Origin of the sequence: Geomonas terrae (assembly GCF_004791675.1) — a bacterium.
GTDB lineage: Bacteria > Desulfobacterota > Desulfuromonadia > Geobacterales > Geobacteraceae > Geomonas > Geomonas edaphica.
This window is the reverse complement of record NZ_SRSC01000001.1, coordinates 457,392-476,014: the sequence shown is the minus strand read 5'-3', so window position 1 is coordinate 476,014 and position 18,623 is coordinate 457,392. Positions and strand designations below refer to the sequence as shown.

General features: G+C 61.9%; 17 protein-coding genes. 3 read left to right on the top strand and 14 right to left on the bottom strand.

What is annotated here, in order from left to right; genetic code table 11:
* The first annotated feature begins 91 nt into the window (after positions 1-91).
* Genes E4633_RS02045 through E4633_RS02035 form a run of 3 tightly spaced genes read left to right on the top strand, consistent with a single transcriptional unit; the run spans position 92 to position 1,971 of the window.
* Positions 92-484 (top strand): response regulator, encoded by a 393-nt coding sequence (locus E4633_RS02045; protein ID WP_135868607.1) that lies wholly within the window; start codon positions 92-94, stop codon positions 482-484.
* A gap of 17 nt (positions 485-501) precedes the next feature.
* Positions 502-1,218 (top strand): PilZ domain-containing protein, encoded by a 717-nt coding sequence (locus tag E4633_RS02040; RefSeq protein ID WP_135868606.1) that lies wholly within the window; start codon positions 502-504, stop codon positions 1,216-1,218.
* 42 nt (positions 1,219-1,260) lie between these two features.
* Positions 1,261-1,971, top strand: coding sequence for a cytidylate kinase-like family protein (locus E4633_RS02035; protein ID WP_135868605.1), 711 nt, complete (start codon positions 1,261-1,263; stop codon positions 1,969-1,971).
* Positions 1,972-2,004: 33 nt separating this feature from the next.
* Here E4633_RS02035 and E4633_RS02030 read toward each other — a convergent pair whose 3' ends face one another.
* The 14 genes from E4633_RS02030 to E4633_RS01965 form a co-directional block, all read right to left on the bottom strand.
* Positions 2,005-4,173 (bottom strand): alpha-amylase family protein, encoded by a 2,169-nt coding sequence (locus E4633_RS02030; RefSeq protein ID WP_135868604.1) that lies wholly within the window; start codon positions 4,171-4,173, stop codon positions 2,005-2,007.
* Positions 4,174-4,365: 192 nt separating this feature from the next.
* Entirely contained in the window at positions 4,366-6,423 is a 2,058-nt protein-coding gene (locus tag E4633_RS02025; RefSeq protein ID WP_135868603.1) for a PocR ligand-binding domain-containing protein, read from the bottom strand.
* Positions 6,424-6,698: 275 nt separating this feature from the next.
* Positions 6,699-7,124 (bottom strand): MarR family winged helix-turn-helix transcriptional regulator, encoded by a 426-nt coding sequence (locus E4633_RS02020; protein ID WP_135868602.1) that lies wholly within the window; start codon positions 7,122-7,124, stop codon positions 6,699-6,701.
* Between the two features lie 105 nt (positions 7,125-7,229).
* Complete coding sequence (locus tag E4633_RS02015) at positions 7,230-8,390, bottom strand: sensor histidine kinase (RefSeq protein ID WP_246037867.1); 1,161 nt, start codon at positions 8,388-8,390, stop codon at positions 7,230-7,232.
* A gap of 178 nt (positions 8,391-8,568) precedes the next feature.
* On the bottom strand, positions 8,569-9,318 hold the full coding sequence (gene modA / locus E4633_RS02010; RefSeq protein ID WP_135868601.1) for a molybdate ABC transporter substrate-binding protein: 750 nt from the start codon (positions 9,316-9,318) through the stop codon (positions 8,569-8,571).
* Between the two features lie 224 nt (positions 9,319-9,542).
* On the bottom strand, positions 9,543-9,878 hold the full coding sequence (locus tag E4633_RS02005; protein ID WP_135868600.1) for a c-type cytochrome: 336 nt from the start codon (positions 9,876-9,878) through the stop codon (positions 9,543-9,545).
* Positions 9,879-9,882: 4 nt separating this feature from the next.
* Positions 9,883-10,404: a HyaD/HybD family hydrogenase maturation endopeptidase gene (locus E4633_RS02000; RefSeq protein ID WP_135869557.1), complete on the bottom strand. Its 522-nt coding sequence runs from the start codon at positions 10,402-10,404 to the stop codon at positions 9,883-9,885.
* An 18-nt stretch (positions 10,405-10,422) separates the two neighbouring features.
* Positions 10,423-11,091, bottom strand: coding sequence for a Ni/Fe-hydrogenase, b-type cytochrome subunit (gene cybH, locus E4633_RS01995; protein WP_135868599.1), 669 nt, complete (start codon positions 11,089-11,091; stop codon positions 10,423-10,425).
* 15 nt (positions 11,092-11,106) lie between these two features.
* A complete protein-coding gene (locus tag E4633_RS01990; protein ID WP_135868598.1) occupies positions 11,107-12,804 on the bottom strand; it encodes a nickel-dependent hydrogenase large subunit in 1,698 nt (565 codons plus the stop codon).
* A 1-nt stretch (position 12,805) separates the two neighbouring features.
* Positions 12,806-13,921, bottom strand: coding sequence for a hydrogenase small subunit (locus E4633_RS01985; RefSeq protein WP_135868597.1), 1,116 nt, complete (start codon positions 13,919-13,921; stop codon positions 12,806-12,808).
* A 348-nt stretch (positions 13,922-14,269) separates the two neighbouring features.
* On the bottom strand, positions 14,270-14,908 hold the full coding sequence (locus E4633_RS01980; protein WP_135868596.1) for a response regulator: 639 nt from the start codon (positions 14,906-14,908) through the stop codon (positions 14,270-14,272).
* A 1-nt stretch (position 14,909) separates the two neighbouring features.
* On the bottom strand, positions 14,910-16,613 hold the full coding sequence (locus tag E4633_RS01975; RefSeq protein ID WP_135868595.1) for a sensor histidine kinase: 1,704 nt from the start codon (positions 16,611-16,613) through the stop codon (positions 14,910-14,912).
* Positions 16,614-16,831: 218 nt separating this feature from the next.
* Positions 16,832-17,371: a C-GCAxxG-C-C family protein gene (locus E4633_RS01970; protein ID WP_135868594.1), complete on the bottom strand. Its 540-nt coding sequence runs from the start codon at positions 17,369-17,371 to the stop codon at positions 16,832-16,834.
* 115 nt (positions 17,372-17,486) lie between these two features.
* Positions 17,487-18,617: an ABC transporter permease gene (locus E4633_RS01965; RefSeq protein ID WP_135868593.1), complete on the bottom strand. Its 1,131-nt coding sequence runs from the start codon at positions 18,615-18,617 to the stop codon at positions 17,487-17,489.
* Positions 18,618-18,623: the final 6 nt, after the last annotated feature.

The following is an 18,623-nucleotide window of genomic DNA, read 5'->3' as shown; positions in this document are numbered from 1 at the left end:
GATAAGAAAACTGGTCAGACGCAGGACGGCAGTGCCGAAAACAACCCTGCGCCAGGCGCCCGATCGGCGGGTGTTGCAGACGAGGAGCCATATGAAGTGCTTGATCATCGAGGACAACGAGTTCCTGCGTGAGGGACTCATGCTGTTTCTGAAGGATGTTGCCGAGATAGAGGTTGCGGACAACGGCAGGCAAGGGGTGGATCTCTTCACCGGCGCCCTAAGGGAAGGGCGTCCCTTCGATCTCGTGCTGCTCGACATCATCATGCCTGAGATGGACGGGCAGCAGGCGTTAAGGCTGATGCGCCAGGCGGAAAAGGATGCTAAGCACCAGGACAAAAAGAGCGTCATCATCATGACCAGTTCCCTCAACTCCCCGGAAAACGTCCAGGAAGCGATGTGGGACGGCGATTGCACCGACTATCTCGTGAAGCCGGTTGCACGGGCCGACCTCATGGGCATGCTCAAACGACACGGATTGCTCTAGAGCGGGGACGACCTGACATGGACCCAAGCCATTACCGAGCCGCAGTCAACAGTTCCATCGAGCAGGACCGCGTCGAGATCCTTACGCGCCTACGTGACATGATCAAGTCCGGTGCCGGGACTCGGGTGAAGCTCGTGAACTATTACAAGGGACTCCCCATCAGCTATCCCGCCACACTGGTTGAGCTATGCGGCGAGGTGCTCGAACTGGACGTGCACCCGCAGCAGGCGGTCGCACTCGGCCATTCCGGACGGACCTGCATCAAATGCGGCAGTTTTCCGCAGTCGCTTCTGGCCGAAGTGAAGGACTCCGATGTGCGTCGCATGATGGCTTCGCTGCACAACTTCAGCTACATCGACGTGCTCGCCGAGCAGCGCACCTCGCTAAGACTCGAGCTCGATCCCCCTTGCGAAGCCGAGATCGCGGCGCCCGGAGGGACCTTGAAGGCAAAGGCCCTCGACGTCTCCCTCGGGGGCTTCTCCATCCTGAGCGAAGCGCCGAGCGACCTGGCAAAAGGGGACGAGGTCGTCCTGAAGGTGATGATCCCGAACCCTCTGCACAACACCGTGACGCCGCTGCAGTTGAACGCCGCCGTGGTCGACTGCACCAGGGAGGAGGGGGGCGCTCTCTGCAGGTTCTCCATCTACTCCGATGCGCATATCGAGGGGGTACTCTCCCGGTTCATCTTCCAGCGTCAGGTCGACCTGATCCGGGAGCTGAAGGAGATGAGCTGAAAAGGGTGGACACTGCAATGAAACGATGAAAGGAGCGGGACCATGCCGGACAACCTGTTCATACCCTCGGTCGATCTGAGGATCGGCAGCCTCGAGGAGTACAACCGCAGACAGAAGGACAAGGCGGCCAGAAGCCAGGCAAAGCCAAAAGCCCGCCCCTGCATCACCATCTCCCGCGAATACGGCTGTACCGGCTACCCGATGGCGGAACTGTTGCGCGAGATACTCATGCAGCGGACCGGCGACGAGTGGGTCATGATCGACAAGGCGGTTATCGAGGAGGTGGCACGCCGCCACAACCTCTCACAGGAGATCCTCGAGACGCTGGGCGAAAACAGCCGCATGCTTTCCGAGATACTCGCCACCTTTTCATCGCGCTGGAAAAGCAACTACGACTATTTTCTCCCCCTCTCGCAACACGTGGCGGCGCTGGCGGAGCAGGGAAACGTGCTGATTCTCGAACTGGGGGGCTCCATCATCACCAGGCACCAGGAGCATTCCTACCACTTCCGCATCTTCGCCTCGGAGCGATTCAAAATCTCCACCCTCGCCAGGCGCCTCAACATCGAAGAAGAGGAGGCGGAGAAACTCATGCACCGCCAGCAGAAGGTGCGTGACCGCTTCACCAGAGATTTTCTGAGCCAGGACGACCACGATCCCTTGCTCTACGACCTCATGTTCAACAACGACCGCTGCGCCCCGGAGCAGATCGCCTACACCATCGCGAACTTCGTGCTCGGGCCGCCTGTGTGAGAGGATTAGCCCCCTTCGGGCGCACGGCACGCTTTACGCCGGTTCCAGTTTCAAGTACTGCACCTCGTTGGGGAGGGTGAAAACGACCAAGATGCCGTCGTCGTAGAGGGCCTCGGCGCTGCGCGGAGTGCCCCACAGCTGCCGGTGCGGGTCGTTCGCGACCAGGTTGCGCACCTGGTAGTTACCTGAGAGCCTGATGGCGCGGGGGATGGCGAAGGTCCCGGCGTTACCGTGATGGACGTTCAGATTCACGAAAACCAGCGTCACCGAGTCTTTCTCTCCCTCGTCCCGCCAGCGCGCCACGGAAAATACTTCTTCGTGGAAACCACCCCCTGATAGGTTAAGGAAGTAGCGCTTCGGCTCCCTCAGCTCCGCCGTGGTCTCCCGAGCCTGGTTGATCCGCAAGTACATCCGTCCCACCGCCTCCCGTTCAGGGATCTCATCGCTCCACGCCCGGTACATGTTCGCCCAGCTGTCCCTGAAGGGGAGCTTGTCGGCAAGCCCGAGCGGCTGCCCCATGAACACCATGGGACAACCGTACATGACGGCGGTCACCGCGTAGCGCGCCGCCATGGCCCACTTGTCCGCGTTGCCTCCCTCGTCGTGGCTGGTCCCGTTGTGCATGATGAGCGCCTCGCCGCCGAAGAGGGTGCTTTCCTGTTCCAGTGACGCGAAGAGGTCGCTCATCCGGACCTCCTCCTGCCGGTACAGGTGGTGGTCCTTGGTGGTGAGGACGTCGAACACCCGGTTCAGCCGGTACTGGATAACGTCCGGGTCGAGCACCTCGGCGAGGAAGATGAAGTCCCAGCGGGCCTTGCGGGTGCGGTTCACGATGTATTCCCAGAGCTGGTTGGGTAGCCCTTGCGCGAAATCGGCCCGGATGCCGGCCAGCTTCCCGCCGCTTTTCTCGATCCAGTAGGGAAGGATGTAGCCGAAGTACTGCCACAGTTTCTCGGTCTCGGCCTGCACCGCCAGGTCGGTGTAGAAGAGGTCGCTCTCGTCCTCCGCGTTTCCCTTCGGGTCGTAGTGCGACACCGGGTTCCCCCAGTAGTCGGCGGCGCGGCCGGGCTTGGGACCAAGGGCCGCGTAGTCTCCGAAGAACCAGTCGACGTTGGCATCGTCCCAGACATGCTCGTTCAGCCGGTCCGTGGGTGCCCACACCGCGCACTCGAAATCGGAGCCGGCCGGCTCGCGGTAGTAGGGAACGCTGTGCCCGTCGACGAAGGCGGTGCCGCGGGTGCACCAGGAAGGGTGGTGCTCCCGGACCCACTGCTCCTGGTCCTGCATGGTGCAGAAACCGAGGTCGACGGCGCCTGCGCCGTAGATGACGTCGCGCCCCGCGTGGTTGAAGGCGAGATCTATGAAGACGTCGAGGTCGACGGCGGCTGCCTCATCGAAGAGCATCCGGAACAGATCGAGGGCCCGTGCCGGTGCCGCGTTGTCCGCGAGCCAGCGGTTGATGCTCCAGTAGTCGCGGGAGGAGTAGGGGCTTCCCGGGTTGTCGTTGGGCGCCCACTGCCACTTGGCCCGGTCCCAGCGCCACTGCGTGTTCGGGAATACCGGCATCAGCCAGAGCGTGTTGAAGCCGAGCTCGTTGTTGACGTAGGTGAGCTGGAAGGGGTTGAAACCGTCGAAGTCGTGGATGGAGAGGAAGTCATCGAGCGTGCTGCGGTTCTCGTAGGAGCCACCGGCGAGTGCCTCCACGGTGAGGGCGTTCGCCTCGTAAAGCCGTGATCTGGCCGCTTTGGCGGGGGAGACCACCACGGCGCAGTCGCGCTGCAGCCGATCGTTTGGGCGGGGGGCGAAGTCGTTATGCCACCACCAGGTCTCGGTGCCGGTCATGCGGTAGCGTGCCGTGATGCGATAGGCGCCGCACTTGGTGACGGGGAGTTCAGCGGTGAAGACGAGGTTGTCGAAGGAGTGACCAAGAAAGGACATACGCCACGGCGTCCAGTAGGAGGTGGGGCCGCCCGACTCTGCGAGCGGCTCGTGGGTCTTAACGAAGTCGCGCCGGTTCAGGTTGGTGAAGAGCTCAACCTCGAACGCGTCGGGAGGCATCCCGGGACCGGCAATCTCCACCGTGATGCCGAGACGCGCCGGGTTTTCCCCGGTCATGGTCTCGTCAAGAAGGAGCTTTACCGTGCCGTAGTTCCCACCGCGACCGTTCACCTTCAGGTTGCCGATCCAGGCTCCGTATGCCATCGCCGCACCTCCCGCGCCGGCGGATGTGCCACCGGTAAAGTTGTTCGCTGGGCAACAAGCAAGAACAGTAGCCAATTTTGCGGCGTTGGCAACACGGTTAGGGGTAAGGAGACGTTTCGTTTGTTAGCAGAGGGGACGCGGATCGCGGATGGGGGGGGAGTCGAAGCTGGATCTGGCTGTCTGGAGAGGGTATCAGTCGTCCGAGAGGAAGGTATCCTCGATTTTTACCGAGAGGGTGCTGATATCGAAGGGCTTCTGGATGAAGTGCATCCCCTCCTCGACTACGCCGCTTCGGGCCACGAGGTCGGCGGTATAGCCGGACATGAAGAGCACCTTCACCTCCGGCAGCAGCGACCTGATCTCCTGCACCATGTCGTTGCCGCTCATGCCGGGCATGATCACGTCGGTCAGTACCAGGTCGATCTTGTTTTCTTTTGCGGCGCAGATCGCGATGCCCGCCTCTGGCGTCTGGGCTACCAGGACACGGTATCCCAGCTCTTCAAGATAACTCCTGGTCACCTCGCGCACCATGTCGTTGTCCTCGACCAGTAACACGGTCCCTGTGCCGATGCGGACATCGGTGCATCTGCGGTGCGTTTCTGCCGCGGTCTCCCCGCTTATGCGGGGCAGGTAGATCTTGAAGGAGGTGCCGTGCCCGACCTCGGAGTAGACGTTTATGAAGCCGCCGTTTTGCCGGACGATGCCGTAGACCGTGGCGAGGCCGAGACCGGTCCCCTTGCCCAGCCCCTTGGTGGTGAAGAACGGCTCGAAAATGTGCTCCTGCACCTCAGGTGGCATGCCGCCCCCGGTGTCGCTGACCGTGAGCTGCACGTACTCGCCGGGGACCGCATCGTGCAGGTACTGGCAGCTCTTCCGGCTCAGGTGCACGTTCTCGGTCTGGATCGAGAGCTGTCCCCCGCCCGGCATGGCATCGCGGGAGTTGACCGCGAGGTTGACCAGTATCTGGTCGACCTGCGACGGGTCCATCTTCACCTTCCATAGGTCCGCTTCCGGGCGGCAGACCAGGGCTATGCTCTCCTCTATGAGTCTCAAAAGTGTCTTTCGGGCTTCTTCGATGAGCTGGTTCAGGTCCACCGGGCGCGGTTCGATGATCTCCTTCCTCGAGAAGGCGAGCAGTTGCCTGGTGATCTGGCTTGAACGCAGCGCCGCCGCCGAGATCTGGTCCAACGCCTGCCAGAGCACGTGGTCCGGGGTGATCTTCATCTTGGCGAGCTGGGCCTGCCCCATGATCACGGTGAGCATGTTGTTGAAGTCATGCGCCACCCCGCCCGCGAGCCTCCCCACCGATTCCATCTTCAGCGCCTGCCGCAACTGCTCTTCGGTCTGCTTCGCTTCGGTTATGTCACGGACCGTGCCGATCGCCCCGACGATTTCGCCGCCGGCGTTTTTCAACGGCGCCATGGTGTCGGAGCACCACCCGGAACGTCCGGTGACCGGGAGCTGGAACGAGAACTCGATGGAGGGGACCGCCTCGCCCGCCAGCACCCGATGCAGCCTCTCGGTAAGCCCGGCATGTTCGATCATGGGGAAGGCTTCCTGCGGCAGCTTACCGAGCACTTGGTCCGCGGTGTAGCCGGTCATCTGCTCCATGTAACGGTTCCAGACCTGGTAGCGCAGCCCGCGGTCGTAGACGATGATCCCCTCCCTCGCGCAGGCGATGATCTGCTGCACGCGCTCCTCGCTTTCCCGCAGGCACTCCTGTACCTCGAAACTGCGGAGCTGTGTCAGCCCCTGGATGGCGAGGAGTTCGGTGAGGTTGGCGATGAAGGACAGGTTCTGGTCCAGTTTGTCCTGGCTGATGACCGGCACCCGGTCCATGGCGAGCAGGTAGGCGGCTTCCTCAAAGCCGTACCGCTCGGCCTGGAGTTCGAAGCGCCCGCGATCGGGTGGTTCCAGGAAGAGCTGCCCGGTGAAGATGTTGGCAAGATGCTCCCCTTCTATGATGAGCGGAGTGGCGGTGTCGGTAAGCCCCATGGGGCAGGTGATCTGGACGTGGCGCTGGTGGTCCTGCAGTCCGCAGGTGATTTTCTGGTCGCTTTCGATGCAGAACTTTTCAGTGGAGGGGGTGACGCGGTGGAACTTGGTGCAGATGTCCTGCCACCCGGATCCGGTCAGGATGTTTCCTTCCAGGTCGATGATGGCGGACGGTATCCCAGATACCTCATAGAGGCTGTTGAGGATCGTTTGCAGTTTCGGAATGTCGAGGAGCTCTGATATGGAGTATCTCATACAGTAACCGTTTCCGTTCGTCCTGTAGAAAAGCCTCTTTAAATTTTGTCATGCAAGTTTATCTCTCTTTTTCGCAAAATCCGTCTAGAGTTGTCAATCAGATAAAAAGAAGTTTTCATGGGAAACATCGAATATTCAAAGGGGGAAAGCAAGCTCTGCCTGTCAGCGACAGAGTGTGAAGTAAGTTGCCGTCTCTTCCTACAGTTGGAGGTATAAAAAAAGCCGCGTCTGGCATGTAATGAGCCACCGCGGCAGGTAGTTTTTTCGGTGTGAAGTTATGGAAGGTTGCCCCTCACCTTCCTGAGCAGGCGGACCAACTCCTGCTGCTCCGTTTCGTCGAAGCCGCGCCATATCCTTTCGATGAGGTTACGCGACACCTCCTGGAATACCGGCTTCAGCCCCTGGCCCTTGGGGGAGAGTCTCACGAAGACGGTGCGCTGGTCCTGGGTGCTGCTCGCCTTCTCGACATAGCCGTTTGCGACCAGTTTGCCGACCAGCGCGGTCACCGTCGACTTGTCGCGCCGCACCGCTTTGGCGAGGTCCTTCATGGTCACCTGCTCGTTGTTGAACAGGTGGTGCAGGATGGCGCCGTGCGACGGGGCGAGTCCTTCGATCCCCAGGCGCTTGAGTTCCTGGAGCAGGTGCCGGTTGATGCCGGCGCGGGTGTCGCTTATGAGTGCTGCGATGCTCTTGGTTTCCATGGGAGGGAAATCTAGTTTGACGGCAAACTAAAGTCAAGAAAAAAATCCCGCGCAGACCAGCCGGACCAGTCGGGAGGGGCAGTCGGGGCTTGGGCGGGGGAGCTACTAGCTGCGCTCGAGACGAAAGGGGATCACCATGTGGAAGGTGCTGCCGTGGTTCTTGCGGCTTTCGACCCAGATATGCCCCCCCATGAGATGAACCAGTTCGCTGCTGATGGAGAGGCCGAGTCCGGTGCCGCCGTACTGCCTGGTGATGGAGGCATCCTCCTGGCTAAAGGGCGTGAAGATGCGCTTTATCGCCTCGGCGGCGATGCCGATGCCGGTATCGGCGACGCTGATCTTCAGGCGTGCCACGCCTGCGCTTTGCTCATGGACTTGAACGGAGACGGTTATACCGCCCGCGTTGGTGAACTTGATGGCGTTGCCGAGCACGTTGAGGAACACCTGCTTCACCCGCAACCGGTCTCCCATCAACTCGTCGGGGACGTCGTCGTCGATTTCGGTCCTGAAGGCAAGCTCCTTCCTGTTGATGACCGGCATCTGGGTCCTCACCACTTCCGCAAGGCTCTGCCTGAGGCTGAAGCCGTGGCATTCCAATTCGATACTGCCGGCTTCCGCCTTTGAGAGGTCGAGGATGTCGTTGACGATGGTCAGAAGCCCCTGAGAGGAATCAAGGATGCCGTCCACGTATTCCTTCTGTTCCGGCGTAAGGTCGGTGAAGGCAAGGAGTTGCGACATCCCCATGATGCTGTTCATCGGGGTGCGGATCTCGTGGCTCATGTTGGCGAGAAAGTAGCTCTTCGCGCGGTTGGCCGCTTCTGCGCTTTCCCGTGCGGCGTTCAGGTCTCTCTCGGCCTTCTTCCGGTCCGTTATGTCGAAGCAGTAGCCTATGTACCCGGCGAAGCCCCCCTCACTGGAGGTTACTGGACGGCCTATGTCGAAGATCCAGCGGTAATGGCCGTCGTGGCGTCGCAGCCGGTACTCGATCTCGAAAGGCTCCCGCTTTCGAAAAGCACTGAGCAGCTCGCCGATGTAGCGCTCCCGGTCTTCGACGTGCACCCCCGCGATCCACCCCTCGTCCAGCTCCTGTTCCATCGTCCGGCCGGTGAAGGCAAGCCAGGCGCCATTGAGCCAATCGCGCCGGTTCGCGCTGTCGGCGCGCCAGATCAGGGCAGGCGCCTGGTCGAGTATTTCGAGGTAGCGTTCGCCCGTGGCGCTGCTTTGTGTGGCGTCATCGAAAGATTCGCTGGAAGTCTTACTAGCCATAGTTGACCTTTGCCGGTACCGCATGCTGCCATAGGAAAAAACATCACTAGGTTGGAACGTTACCATTATTATCAAATAATTTAATTCTCTGAAAGGAAATTGTTATAAAAGGGGCTAATAGTACCCAAATCTCTGTCTCAGCAACGTTTTGACGGTCGGTTGGACCCTTGGGTTGTGGTTAATCGACGGCGAAACCGTACCGGCTCAGTACCGACTTTGCTTCGCGTCCTTTGAGGTAGTGTAAAAACTCGGCTGCGTCCCTGTTCTTCGTGCCGTTTGTTGTGAGTGCCATAGGGTAAACGATGCGTGGGTAGAGTTGCTGCGGCACCGTGAAGAGGATCCTGGCGTGCTTTCCCAGCAGGGCATCGGTGCGGTAGACGAAGGCGCCGTCGACCTCTCCGCGTTCGGCGTACATCATGCTCTCCCTTACGTCCTTGGCGAGGATCAGTTTCCCGTTGAGCTGCTTCTCGAGCCCGGCCTTTCTCATCGCCTCCTCGGCGTATTCCCCGGCGGGAACGCTTTTGGGGCTGCCGATGGCGATGCTACCGAGGGATGGAAGATCATGCATGCCGGAGATGTTCCGTGTCGTGGCGCCGGCAAAGACAAGGGTATTCCGGGTGAAGGTGTCGATGGAAGCCGCGGCAACGAGTTTCTTCTCCTTCAGGTGGCTCATCCACTCCTCGTTGGCCGAGATGAAGATGTCCGCCGGCGCGCCGCTTTCGATCTGTTTTGCGAGTGTCCCGGACGCGGCGTAGTTCCGCGTGATCTTCGTTCCCGGGTGCTTTTGGACGAACTTCTCGGCGATCTCGTTCACCGCCTCCTTGAGGCTCGCCGCGGCGGAGATTGTTATCTCGCCTGCGGCAGCGGGCATTGCGAGCAGCATGAGGGTGAGGCCGCAGGACGATATCGTGGACAGCAGCTTTTTCATGGCAGACTCCTTTTCTCGATGGGATACGCGAGGGGGCGCCCCTCGCCATATTCCCGATTACATGACGCGTGCCATGCGCGACCGATAAGATTGGTGCGTGATATCAAGCGGTTCAATGCCGGGGGGCGGCGAAGGGGCCGGCCGCGGCGTGCGAGAAAAAAGGGCAGGTGCCGTCGGGGTGGGCAGTTACGCGGGACGGCAAGCGTGACGGATGAGTCTGTCCATCAGCGGAAGGTGGCGAGGACGTAATCCGCGATGAGACGCGCGTCGGCGTCCGGGATGGTCGTCTCGTCGAATCGGACCATCCCGGGGCCTGGGTTGCGCATCTTCTTCACGATGTCGGCTGGCGTCGTTATGCCGTGGTCGGCGAGGACGCCTGCGTGCAGGGTCTTGCCGGGTGTGAGTACGTTGCCGCCGTTCGGGTGGCAGGGGGCGCAGCGCTCCTTGAAGAGCTGCCCACCCCGCTCCGTTACCACGGGCGGTGACCCGCCCCGTGGGGTGTCGGTGCAGCCGCTCATAAGGGCGGCGAGGATGATGAGCGAGACGGCGCGGCGGGGCATCGGGCTAGTCCCTGCAGACGTTGACGGCACGCGAGACGGGCCGGCACTCGACGCCGAACGCGGTGAGCTCCTTGAGCACGGCCCCCTTCATGGTCTCCACCTGCAGGGACACCTCGTGGGTTAAGTCGGTCCCCATCTGGATGCTTCCCGGCTGCACGCCGATCAGCACCATCTCCCCAGGTGCCTGACCCATGAGCCGCGCCACGGACAGGAGGTCCTTCAGCCCCATCTGGTGCGGCGAAACCTTCGTCTCCAGGGCGATCGGAAGCTCCTCCCCGGCAAGCCGCACGCAGGTGCCGGGTTCCTTTCCCGTCTCCACCGCATCGACCATGATGAGGTGGCTGCGCCCCTCTAACACCGGGAGGAGGTCGAGCCCCAGCGTCCCCCCGTCGACGATCTCCACGCTCTTCGGGAAGCGGTACTCGCGTTGCAACTGCTGCACGACCCGTATCCCCACGCCGTCGTCCCCCATCACCAGGTTACCTACGCCTAGCACCAGGAACTTCGGCGCCGGTTGCTGTTTCATTGAGTTTGCTTTCACCCGTTATTCTCCTTTTTGTTTGACCGTGAACTTGTAGCCGCTGAACATGCTGGAAATCTCGCCTCCGTGCTCCTTTATGTCCATAAGCCAAGCGCTGTAGATGTGGTTGACGACGAAGCCTAGGATGAGCCACATGCCCATGTGGTGGGCAAGGCGCATCCCCTGCAGGCTGAAAAGCGAGTACATGAAGCCCAGCGACTTGAACATGATGCCGCCGGGGGTGTGGGTGGCGTACATGGCAAAGCCGGTGAGGAGCATCGTGAGGTAGATCAGGAAGAGCACGAAGTACGCGGTGGTGGCGAGCGGGTTGTGCCCGACCGTCTCGGGGACCTCGTGGGAGCGGAGCAGGTAATAGTTCAGCATCTTTTTGAGCTTTTCCCTCCCCTTCGCGCTGAACATCGGGAAAAAGGCGCGCCAGCTCGCGTGTTCGTTGCCGATGAAGGCCCATACGACGCGCGAGGCGACGCTCACCGTGAAGGCGTAGGCCGCGACGAAGTGCACGAAGCGGATCCACCCCATGGCGTAATCAGAGGGTGAGCTTCCCAGTGTAACGGGATGGCCGATCAGGAAGCCGGTCCCGGAGAGAACCACGATGGCGAGCACGTTGATCCAGTGAAACCAGCGCAGCGGCAGTTCCCAGACGTACTGCTTGAACTTGCAACGATCCGACATGGCCCACCTCCTTGTCTAGGAAGCCTTCACCCGCACCATCTCCCGCCCGGTCGCGTCGAGGACGTGCACGGCGCAGGCGAGGCAGGGGTCGAAGGAGTGGATGGTGCGCAGGATCTCGAGCGGCTTTTCCGGGTCGGCGACCGGCGTTCCGAGAAGCGCGGCCTCGTAGGGGCCCGGCTGTCCCTTCGCGTCGCGCGGCGAGGCGTTCCAGGTGGAGGGGACCACGGCCTGGTAGTTAAGTATCTTCTGGTCCTTGATCTTGATCCAGTGCCCGAGCCCGCCGCGCGGCGCCTCGTGCCAGCCGTAGCCATGCGCCTCGGCGGGCCAGGAGGCGGGGTCCCATTTCTCGTTCGAGTGGATCCTGAGATCCCCCTTGGCGATGTTGCCGATCAGTTCGTCGAGCCATTTCGGAGCCTGGCGTGCGATGACGAGACAGTCCACGCCGCGGGCGCCGGTGCGGCCAAGCGTCGAGAAGAGCGCCTCCGGGCCGACGTTCAGTTTCCCGAGCACCAGGTCCACCGCCCCCTTGGTCTCCTTGTGGCCTGAGGCGTAGGCGACAAGCACGCGGGCGAGCGGCCCCACCTCCATAGGTTTCTCCTCGTAGCGCGGCGCCTTGACCCAGGAGTACTTCTTGTCCGTGTCGAGGTACTGGTAGGGAGGATTCGGGCCGGTGTAGTTCGGCTCGCTCGAGCCGTCGTAGGGGTGCAGCCCCTTTCCGTCGCTCCCGGCATCCTGGTACCAGGAGTGCTCCACGTGCTCGGTGATCTTTCTCTGGTCGAGCGCCACCACCTTCGAGATGTCCCGGTTCAGGATCGCCCCGCCGGGAAGCCAGTTGTTGCCCGCCGCATCGGGGAACTCGGGGTAGCACATGTAGTTGCCGACCCCGGCGCCGATACCTGCCCACTCCTTGTAGAAGGAAGCGACGGCGAGGAGGTCCGGGATATAGACCTTCTCGACGAACTCCTGGGCCTTGGCGAGCAGGCGCTTCACCTCGATCAGCTTGTCCGCGTTCAGCGCGTTCTGGGAATCCGGGTCGATCGGGATGGACATACCCCCGACCAGGAAGGTCTGCGGATGCGGGTTCTTGCTCCCGAGGATCGCGTGGATCTTGATGATGTCCTTTTGCCACTCGAGCGCCTCTAGGTAGTGGGCCGTCGCCATCAGGTTCGCCTCGGGGGGGAGCTTGTAGGCGGGGTGCCCCCAGTAGGCGTTGGCGAAGGGGCCGAGGCGACCGGAGGCGACAAACGCTTTCAGCTTCTCCTGCACCGCCTTGAAGTGGGTGGCCGAGTTGTTGGGCCATTCCGAGAGCGAGGCGGCGAGCTGGGCGGTCTTCACCGGGTCGGCCTTCAGCGCCGAGGTGATGTCCACCCAGTCGAGCGCGTGCAGGTGGTAGAAGTGGATCACGTGGTCCTGGGTGTTCTGGATGGAGATGATGATGTTACGGATCAGTTGCGCGTTGGGGGGGACCGGGATCTTCAAAGCATCCTCGACGGCGCGGATCGACGCGATCGAGTGCACCGTGGTGCAGACGCCGCAGAAACGCTGGGTCCAGTACCATGCGTCGCGTGGGTCGCGATCCTTAAGGATCTTCTCGATGCCGCGGAACATGGTGCCGGAGACCCAGGCGTTGCTGATCTTGCCGCCGGAGACCTCCGCCTCGACGCGCAGGTGCCCTTCAATTCTGGTGATCGGGTCGACAACGATCTTGGTCATCTCAATCCTCCTTGGTGTCTTCGCCCGGTTCCTTGTCCTTTCTCATCGCGTTGAGCGCGCCGTGCACCACGAAGGCACCCGCGGCGCCGGCGGCAAGCCCGAGGCCGATGGCGTCAGCGGTGTGCTCGATGCCGAAGCCGGGCACGTTCGGGAGCCTGCCGTACATGGGGGACATGACATCCCAGAACTGCGGCTCCGCGCAACCGACGCAGGGGTGACCCGAGCCGATGGGCCAGGCGGTCTTCTCGTTGTAGCGCTGGGTGGGGCAGTTATGGAACGTCGCCGGTCCCTTGCAACCCATCTTGTAGAGGCAGTAACCCCTGCGGTGCCCATCATCCCCCCACGCCTCCACGTACTGGCCGGCGTCGAAGTGCGGGCGTCTCTCGCAGTTGTCGTGGATGCGCTTGCCGTAGGCGAAGAGGGGGCGGCCGTGGCCGTCGAGTGCGGGGATCTTGTTGAAGACGAGGTAGTGGACGATGGTTGCGGTGAGGTTGTCCGCGTTGCAGGGACAGCCGGGGAGGTTGATCACGGTGGCGCCGGGAACCGCCTCCTTGACGCCGACTGCGCCGGTAGGATTCGGGGCCGCCGCCGGGATGCCGCCGTATGAGGCGCAGTTGCCGATGGCGATGGTAGCCGCTGCGTTGCCGCACACCTCCCGGGCGCGCGCGAGGTTCGACTTTCCACCGACGCAGCCGTAGACCCCGCCGTCCTTCATCGGGATGGACCCTTCAATGACGGCGAAGTATTTGCCCTTGTGCTCGGCGATCGCCTTTTCGAGGGCCGCCTCCGCCTGGTGCCCGGCCGCGACCATGATGGTCTCGTGGTAGTCGACCGAGAGGATGTCGAGGACGATCTCGCCGACGGTCGGGTTCGCCGCGCGCAAAAGCGCCTCGCTGTCGCCGGTACATCCCTGGAACTCGAGCCATACAAGCGTGGGGCGTTTCACCTCGTCAAGGGCGCGCGCCACCGAGGGGGCAAAAGAGGGGGGGAGGGCAAGCGCGGCGGTCATCGTGGAGCAGAACTTCAGGAAGTCGCGTCGTGAAACGCCGCGTTCCTTCAGGATTCTGCTGATGGAGAATTCAGTGTCGTCTCTTCCCCCTGTTCTCGTCTTGCTCATCCCGGCCTCCCTTTAGCTCACGGCGAAACGATGGACTCTTTGGAGCACGAACCCGAACTGACTGAATTATGATTGTAGTAGAAAGATGTTTTATTGCAAGAGGGGAAAGTGAGGCCTGTGAGAAAAAAATTCCCATAGGTATAGGGTGTTGACAGTAAAACGGGAATTGTGACAGTGCGTGTGCAGGAGCGCCCCCCCCTCAAAATGGTTGCGACCTGTGAGGTCTTTACCTTTTAGAAGAGGGGGCGGTTTAAAGTCCCCCTTTGCGAAGGGGGATTTAGGGGGATTTCAGCGTGGGGTGGCAGAGGCAAATGCGCCGGACTGCAACGAGAATGGCCGTGACAGCTGCTAAACCAGTCCCTTTTCCTGTGCGAAGCGCAGAAGAGCCACGCGCCCGTCCACGTTGACCTTCTGGTAGATGTTGTGCAGGTGGACCTTCACCGTCCCTTCGCTAATGCAGAGCTTTCCGGCGATCTCCTTGTTACGCAGCCCGGCCGCCACCATGCGAACCAGCTCGATCTCACGCTGGGTGAGCAGGGCGGCCATCTCGCGCGCTCCCGCCTCGCGCTTCAAAAGCTTCTCCAAGGCCTGTTTGGTCGAGCGCCTCTCCAGCCACTGCTCGCCGGAATAAACCTTGCGGATGCACTGCACCAGGAACTGGGGCGCCATCTCCTTCAGCACAACCCCCTGGATGCCGAGCATGACGGCGTCGAGCATGTCCTCGTCCTCGAGTGCGGCGGTCAAGAGCACGAGTCGCGCGCCCAGCTTCTCCTCGTTCACCTTGCGGGCCACCTCGATGCCGGTGAGACCCGGCATGCGAATGTCCAGGACGGCAATGTCGGGGCGCTCGCGCCGGATCGCCTCCAGGGCCGCGGCGCCGTCGGTGCAGCTTGCCAGCACCTCGAAGTCCGGTTCGAAATTGAAGAGGCTCGTCAGCCCGTTCAGGATCAGGGGGTGGTCGTCGGCAAGCACCAGTCGTATGGCCATGTCATGCTCCTTGTTCCACAAGGGGAAGGGTGATGTCGATGCGGGTGCCGCGGTCGCTCGAGTCGATGGTGAGTTTGCCGTTCAGGGCCTCGATCCGCTCCCTGAGCATCACCGGCCCGCGCTTCATGTCGCTTAGCTGGTCCTGGTCGTAGCGTCCGTGGAAGGCGAAGCCGTGTCCGTCGTCGGTGATGGTAATCAGGACCCATTGGGCGTTGAAGGCGAGGTTGACCTTGAGGGTCGCCGCGCCGGCGTGGCGCACCGCGTTGATGACGGCTTCGTGGATGACGAAATAGATCTCCCGGGCGATGCCCCGCTCAAGCGGCGGCTTGGGGGTGCTGCAGTTGATCGAACAGGTGATTTCCCACTGCCGCCGTACGCGAGCAGAGAGGTCTTCCAGGCGCTTCATCAGGCCGAACTCCTCGGGCTTTCGGCGCGAGAAGAAGCGCTTCAGCGCGTTGATCTGGGTTCTGAGGTCGCGCTGCTCGGAGGCGAGCAGGTGCTGGACCTGCTGGATGCTCTCCCGCGCTGCCGTGTCATGCTCGATGAGGCGGGCGGCTGTTTCCAACTGCAGGCTGGCCCCCGCCAGGGACTGCAGCAGGCCGTCGTGCAGGTCGTGGGCGAGGCGCAGGCGCTCCTCGTCGGCGGCTGCCTGCTGTAGCTGTTTCAGTAGCAGGCCATGGGAAAGCCGCGCCGCGACCTCTCGAGCCACGATCCCCCCCAGCACCATGTCGTCCGGGGTCGGGTGTCTCTTGTCCAGGGCGACGAGGTATCCGGAGATCTTGTCGCCGGCTAGCCGGGAAACCACCGCGGAGGTGATCTCGAAATGTCTCACGAACTCCTGGTCGAAGGGGGCCCCGTACCACTTTTGCAGTCCGCCGGCGCTGTTGTAGACCACCTGTGTCGGTTCCTGCCCGACGCGCCGGCAGAAAAAGCCGGCTTCGGAGAGTTCCTCCGCGACGATGTTGCCGAAGGTCTCCGGCTCCTCCCGGTCGTAGTGCGATCCTTCCGCTGACCAGCTTAGAACATGCAGCCAGGGTTCCTCCGCCTCTTCCCAGCAAAGTACCACGCGCGGCGCATGCAGGATGGCGGCCGCGTGACCGAGCATGCCTGCTCCGTCGGGCCCCGGTTCCTCCGGCAGCGCCGCCCCGGGCCACTGCGACAGCATGTAAAGGACCTCGCGCATCGACTCCTCGTAAGCGCCGAGGTAACCGAGCAGACCTGCAACAACGGCGAGATAAGCGATGCGGATGATGAAGCGGTTCAGCTCGAAGCTCTGCTGCAGGAGAAGGTTGGACGGGTACCATGCGAGCAGCAAGGTGACGGCCATGGCGGTGACCGCGGCCCAGAGCGTGCCGCGCCACTGCCAGCGAAAGGTGGCGCAGACGAGTACGAAGATGAAATAGACGAAGAACGGGCTGTTGGGCCCGGTGGTGAGGAACATGAGGCCGGCGAAGACAAGGAGGTCGATGCCGTGTGTTACGAGGTGCAGCGACTTCCAGCCGAACCCCCTGCGATGGATGACGAACCCGATGATGATCGAGTAAAGGAGGTAGCCTGCGAGGATGCCGTAGGTGAACCGCGCGAAGCGGGAAGGTTCTGAAGGGTCGAGCCACACGGCGAGGAGAAAGAATGCCGCCAGGATAACGCGCCCACTGGCGATCAGGTATTCCGCCCGGGTTTTGGAGTGGTATCTCTGCAGCGGCATCGACGTATCTCCGGCCCGAAAGGAAGCTTCCTACTGAAGGTAGGAATTCTTCACCTGGGCTCGTCAGATTAATTCCGGCGCCGCATTCTATACATGCTGTTTACGTTACGTCAATGATTTAGCGATGATGTGGATGAGGTGGGGTCGATAATCCCCAGTGGGAACTTGCGCTGAGGATTATCGACCCCGAATGAGACTTCATATGGACCGACGTGTAGCTAGATCATCTTCTCAAGGATCTCTCCGGCGCTCTTAACGTAGTTGGGGCAGCGCGTCTTGAAAAGCCCCTTCCGCTTTGCTTCCTTCATCCCGTCCTTCGCTGCCATGTTCACCCCGAGAAGCTGCGAGCAACCAAGCTCACCGTGGCGTGCCTTGAATTCCTTGTTGAACGCCTCGACCTTCGGAAAGACCTTCCTCTCCTGCGGGCCGTGGGCTAGCCCTAGCACCATGTAGGCGGCGGTCACCGCACCGCACTCGTGCCCGATGGTCATACCGCCAGCGAAGCCGGTGGCGAGACGGCAGGCTAGTTCGGGCTTGATGCCGTAGGCGGGGGCGTAGTTTTCCAGAATCGCCTGCGAGCAGTTCGTCGACTTCAGAAAGTGCTTCCGCGCCGCCTCCGGGCGGTCGGTCCCCTGCGCAGCCTCCGCAGAGGCCTCGACGTTCAGGGCCCCCTGCGCGGCAAGGCACACCCCCAGACAGAGCGATCCCTTCAGCATGGCGCGCCTGCTGATCGGTGCGTTAACTTCTTCCTTTTTCATGACAATCCTCCGGAGGTCGGGGAGGCGGTGCCGCCACCCGTGCGAATAAAAAACATGGGTAGCAATATCATAATATTCGCATTAAAGGAAGATTAACTGCGCTTAGTGGGCAGGGCTACTCGAGTGACTTCTGGAAGCGCAGCACGCTCACGGTCAGCATGACCAGAGCGATCGCGGCCATGGCCGCCATCTGGGGCCAGAGGAGATCGAACCCTCCACCTTTGAGGTAGACGCTTCTCAGCACCACCTCGTAGTAGCGCAGCGGGTTCAGGTAGGTGAGGCGCTGCAGGATCTCGGGCATGCTGCTGATGGGGGAGCCGAATCCGGAGAAGATGACCGCGGGCATGATGAAGAAGAAGCTCGTGACCATGGCCTGCTGCTGGGTCGCGGAGACGGTGGAGATGAAGAGCCCCACTCCCAGCATGCAGAGGATGAAGAAAACGGTCCCGGCGCCGAGGACGAGAAAGCTCCCGTTCAGGGGCACGCGGAACCAGAGCGTACCGGCAGCGCTGATGAGCGCGGTGTCCAAAAGGCCGATCAGGAAGAAGGGGATCGTCTTTCCTAGGATGAACTCAACGCGCCGGATCGGTGTCACCATGATCTGTTCCAGGGTGCCGATCTCCCGCTCGCGCACCACGGCGAACGCGGTCAGCGTCACTACGATCACGAGCACGAGGTTGCCGATGACGCCGGGGACGAAGAACCACTGGCTGGACATGTCCGGGTTGTACCAGGGACGCCTTTCCACGACGATCTCCGGGAGCCCCCCGGCCAGAGCGGGTGCCTGCCGCGCAAGCGTTTTCAGCCGGTACTCCCGGGCGAACCCCTGGGCCACCTGGTTCACGTAACCAAGGCCCACGAGGGCGGTGTTGGAGTTGCTCGCGTCGACGACCACCTGGAGATGGGCGGTTTCTCCTTTGCCTAAATCGCGGGCGAAGCCGGAATTGATCTGGAGCGCCATGATCGCCTCGTCCCGGTCGATGAGCTCCGGGATTTCGCGCCGGTCCGAGAGGTGCCGCACCTCGAAGTAGCGGCTTGCCTGGAAGCGGGAGACGAGGTCGCGGCTCACCTGGCTGTTGTCGTAATCGACGATGGCAATCGGGACGTGCTTGATCTCGAGCGTTGCGGCGTAGCCGAAGACGAGCGTCTGGATGACCGGCGGCGCGAAGAGGAAGAACCTCGCCCTCTTGTCGCGGATCACGTGCAGGAATTCCTTTATGAGCATCTGGCGCAGGCGGCCGAGCATGATTTC

Coding starts and splice junctions, on each gene's coding strand:
- E4633_RS02035 (WP_135868605.1), top strand. CDS start 1,261: ATGCCGGACAACCTGTTCATACCCTCGGTCGATCTGAGGATCGGCAGC.
- E4633_RS01965 (WP_135868593.1), bottom strand. CDS start 18,617: ATGCTCGGCCGCCTGCGCCAGATGCTCATAAAGGAATTCCTGCACGTG.
- E4633_RS02040 (WP_135868606.1), top strand. CDS start 502: ATGGACCCAAGCCATTACCGAGCCGCAGTCAACAGTTCCATCGAGCAG.
- E4633_RS02025 (WP_135868603.1), bottom strand. CDS start 6,423: ATGAGATACTCCATATCAGAGCTCCTCGACATTCCGAAACTGCAAACG.
- E4633_RS02015 (WP_246037867.1), bottom strand. CDS start 8,390: ATGGCTAGTAAGACTTCCAGCGAATCTTTCGATGACGCCACACAAAGC.
- cybH (WP_135868599.1), bottom strand. CDS start 11,091: ATGTCGGATCGTTGCAAGTTCAAGCAGTACGTCTGGGAACTGCCGCTG.
- E4633_RS02000 (WP_135869557.1), bottom strand. CDS start 10,404: ATGAAACAGCAACCGGCGCCGAAGTTCCTGGTGCTAGGCGTAGGTAAC.
- E4633_RS01990 (WP_135868598.1), bottom strand. CDS start 12,804: ATGACCAAGATCGTTGTCGACCCGATCACCAGAATTGAAGGGCACCTG.
- E4633_RS02030 (WP_135868604.1), bottom strand. CDS start 4,173: ATGGCATACGGAGCCTGGATCGGCAACCTGAAGGTGAACGGTCGCGGT.
- E4633_RS02020 (WP_135868602.1), bottom strand. CDS start 7,124: ATGGAAACCAAGAGCATCGCAGCACTCATAAGCGACACCCGCGCCGGC.
- E4633_RS02045 (WP_135868607.1), top strand. CDS start 92: ATGAAGTGCTTGATCATCGAGGACAACGAGTTCCTGCGTGAGGGACTC.
- E4633_RS01985 (WP_135868597.1), bottom strand. CDS start 13,921: ATGAGCAAGACGAGAACAGGGGGAAGAGACGACACTGAATTCTCCATC.
- E4633_RS01980 (WP_135868596.1), bottom strand. CDS start 14,908: ATGGCCATACGACTGGTGCTTGCCGACGACCACCCCCTGATCCTGAAC.
- E4633_RS01970 (WP_135868594.1), bottom strand. CDS start 17,371: ATGAAAAAGGAAGAAGTTAACGCACCGATCAGCAGGCGCGCCATGCTG.
- modA (WP_135868601.1), bottom strand. CDS start 9,318: ATGAAAAAGCTGCTGTCCACGATATCGTCCTGCGGCCTCACCCTCATG.
- E4633_RS01975 (WP_135868595.1), bottom strand. CDS start 16,613: ATGCCGCTGCAGAGATACCACTCCAAAACCCGGGCGGAATACCTGATC.
- E4633_RS02005 (WP_135868600.1), bottom strand. CDS start 9,878: ATGCCCCGCCGCGCCGTCTCGCTCATCATCCTCGCCGCCCTTATGAGC.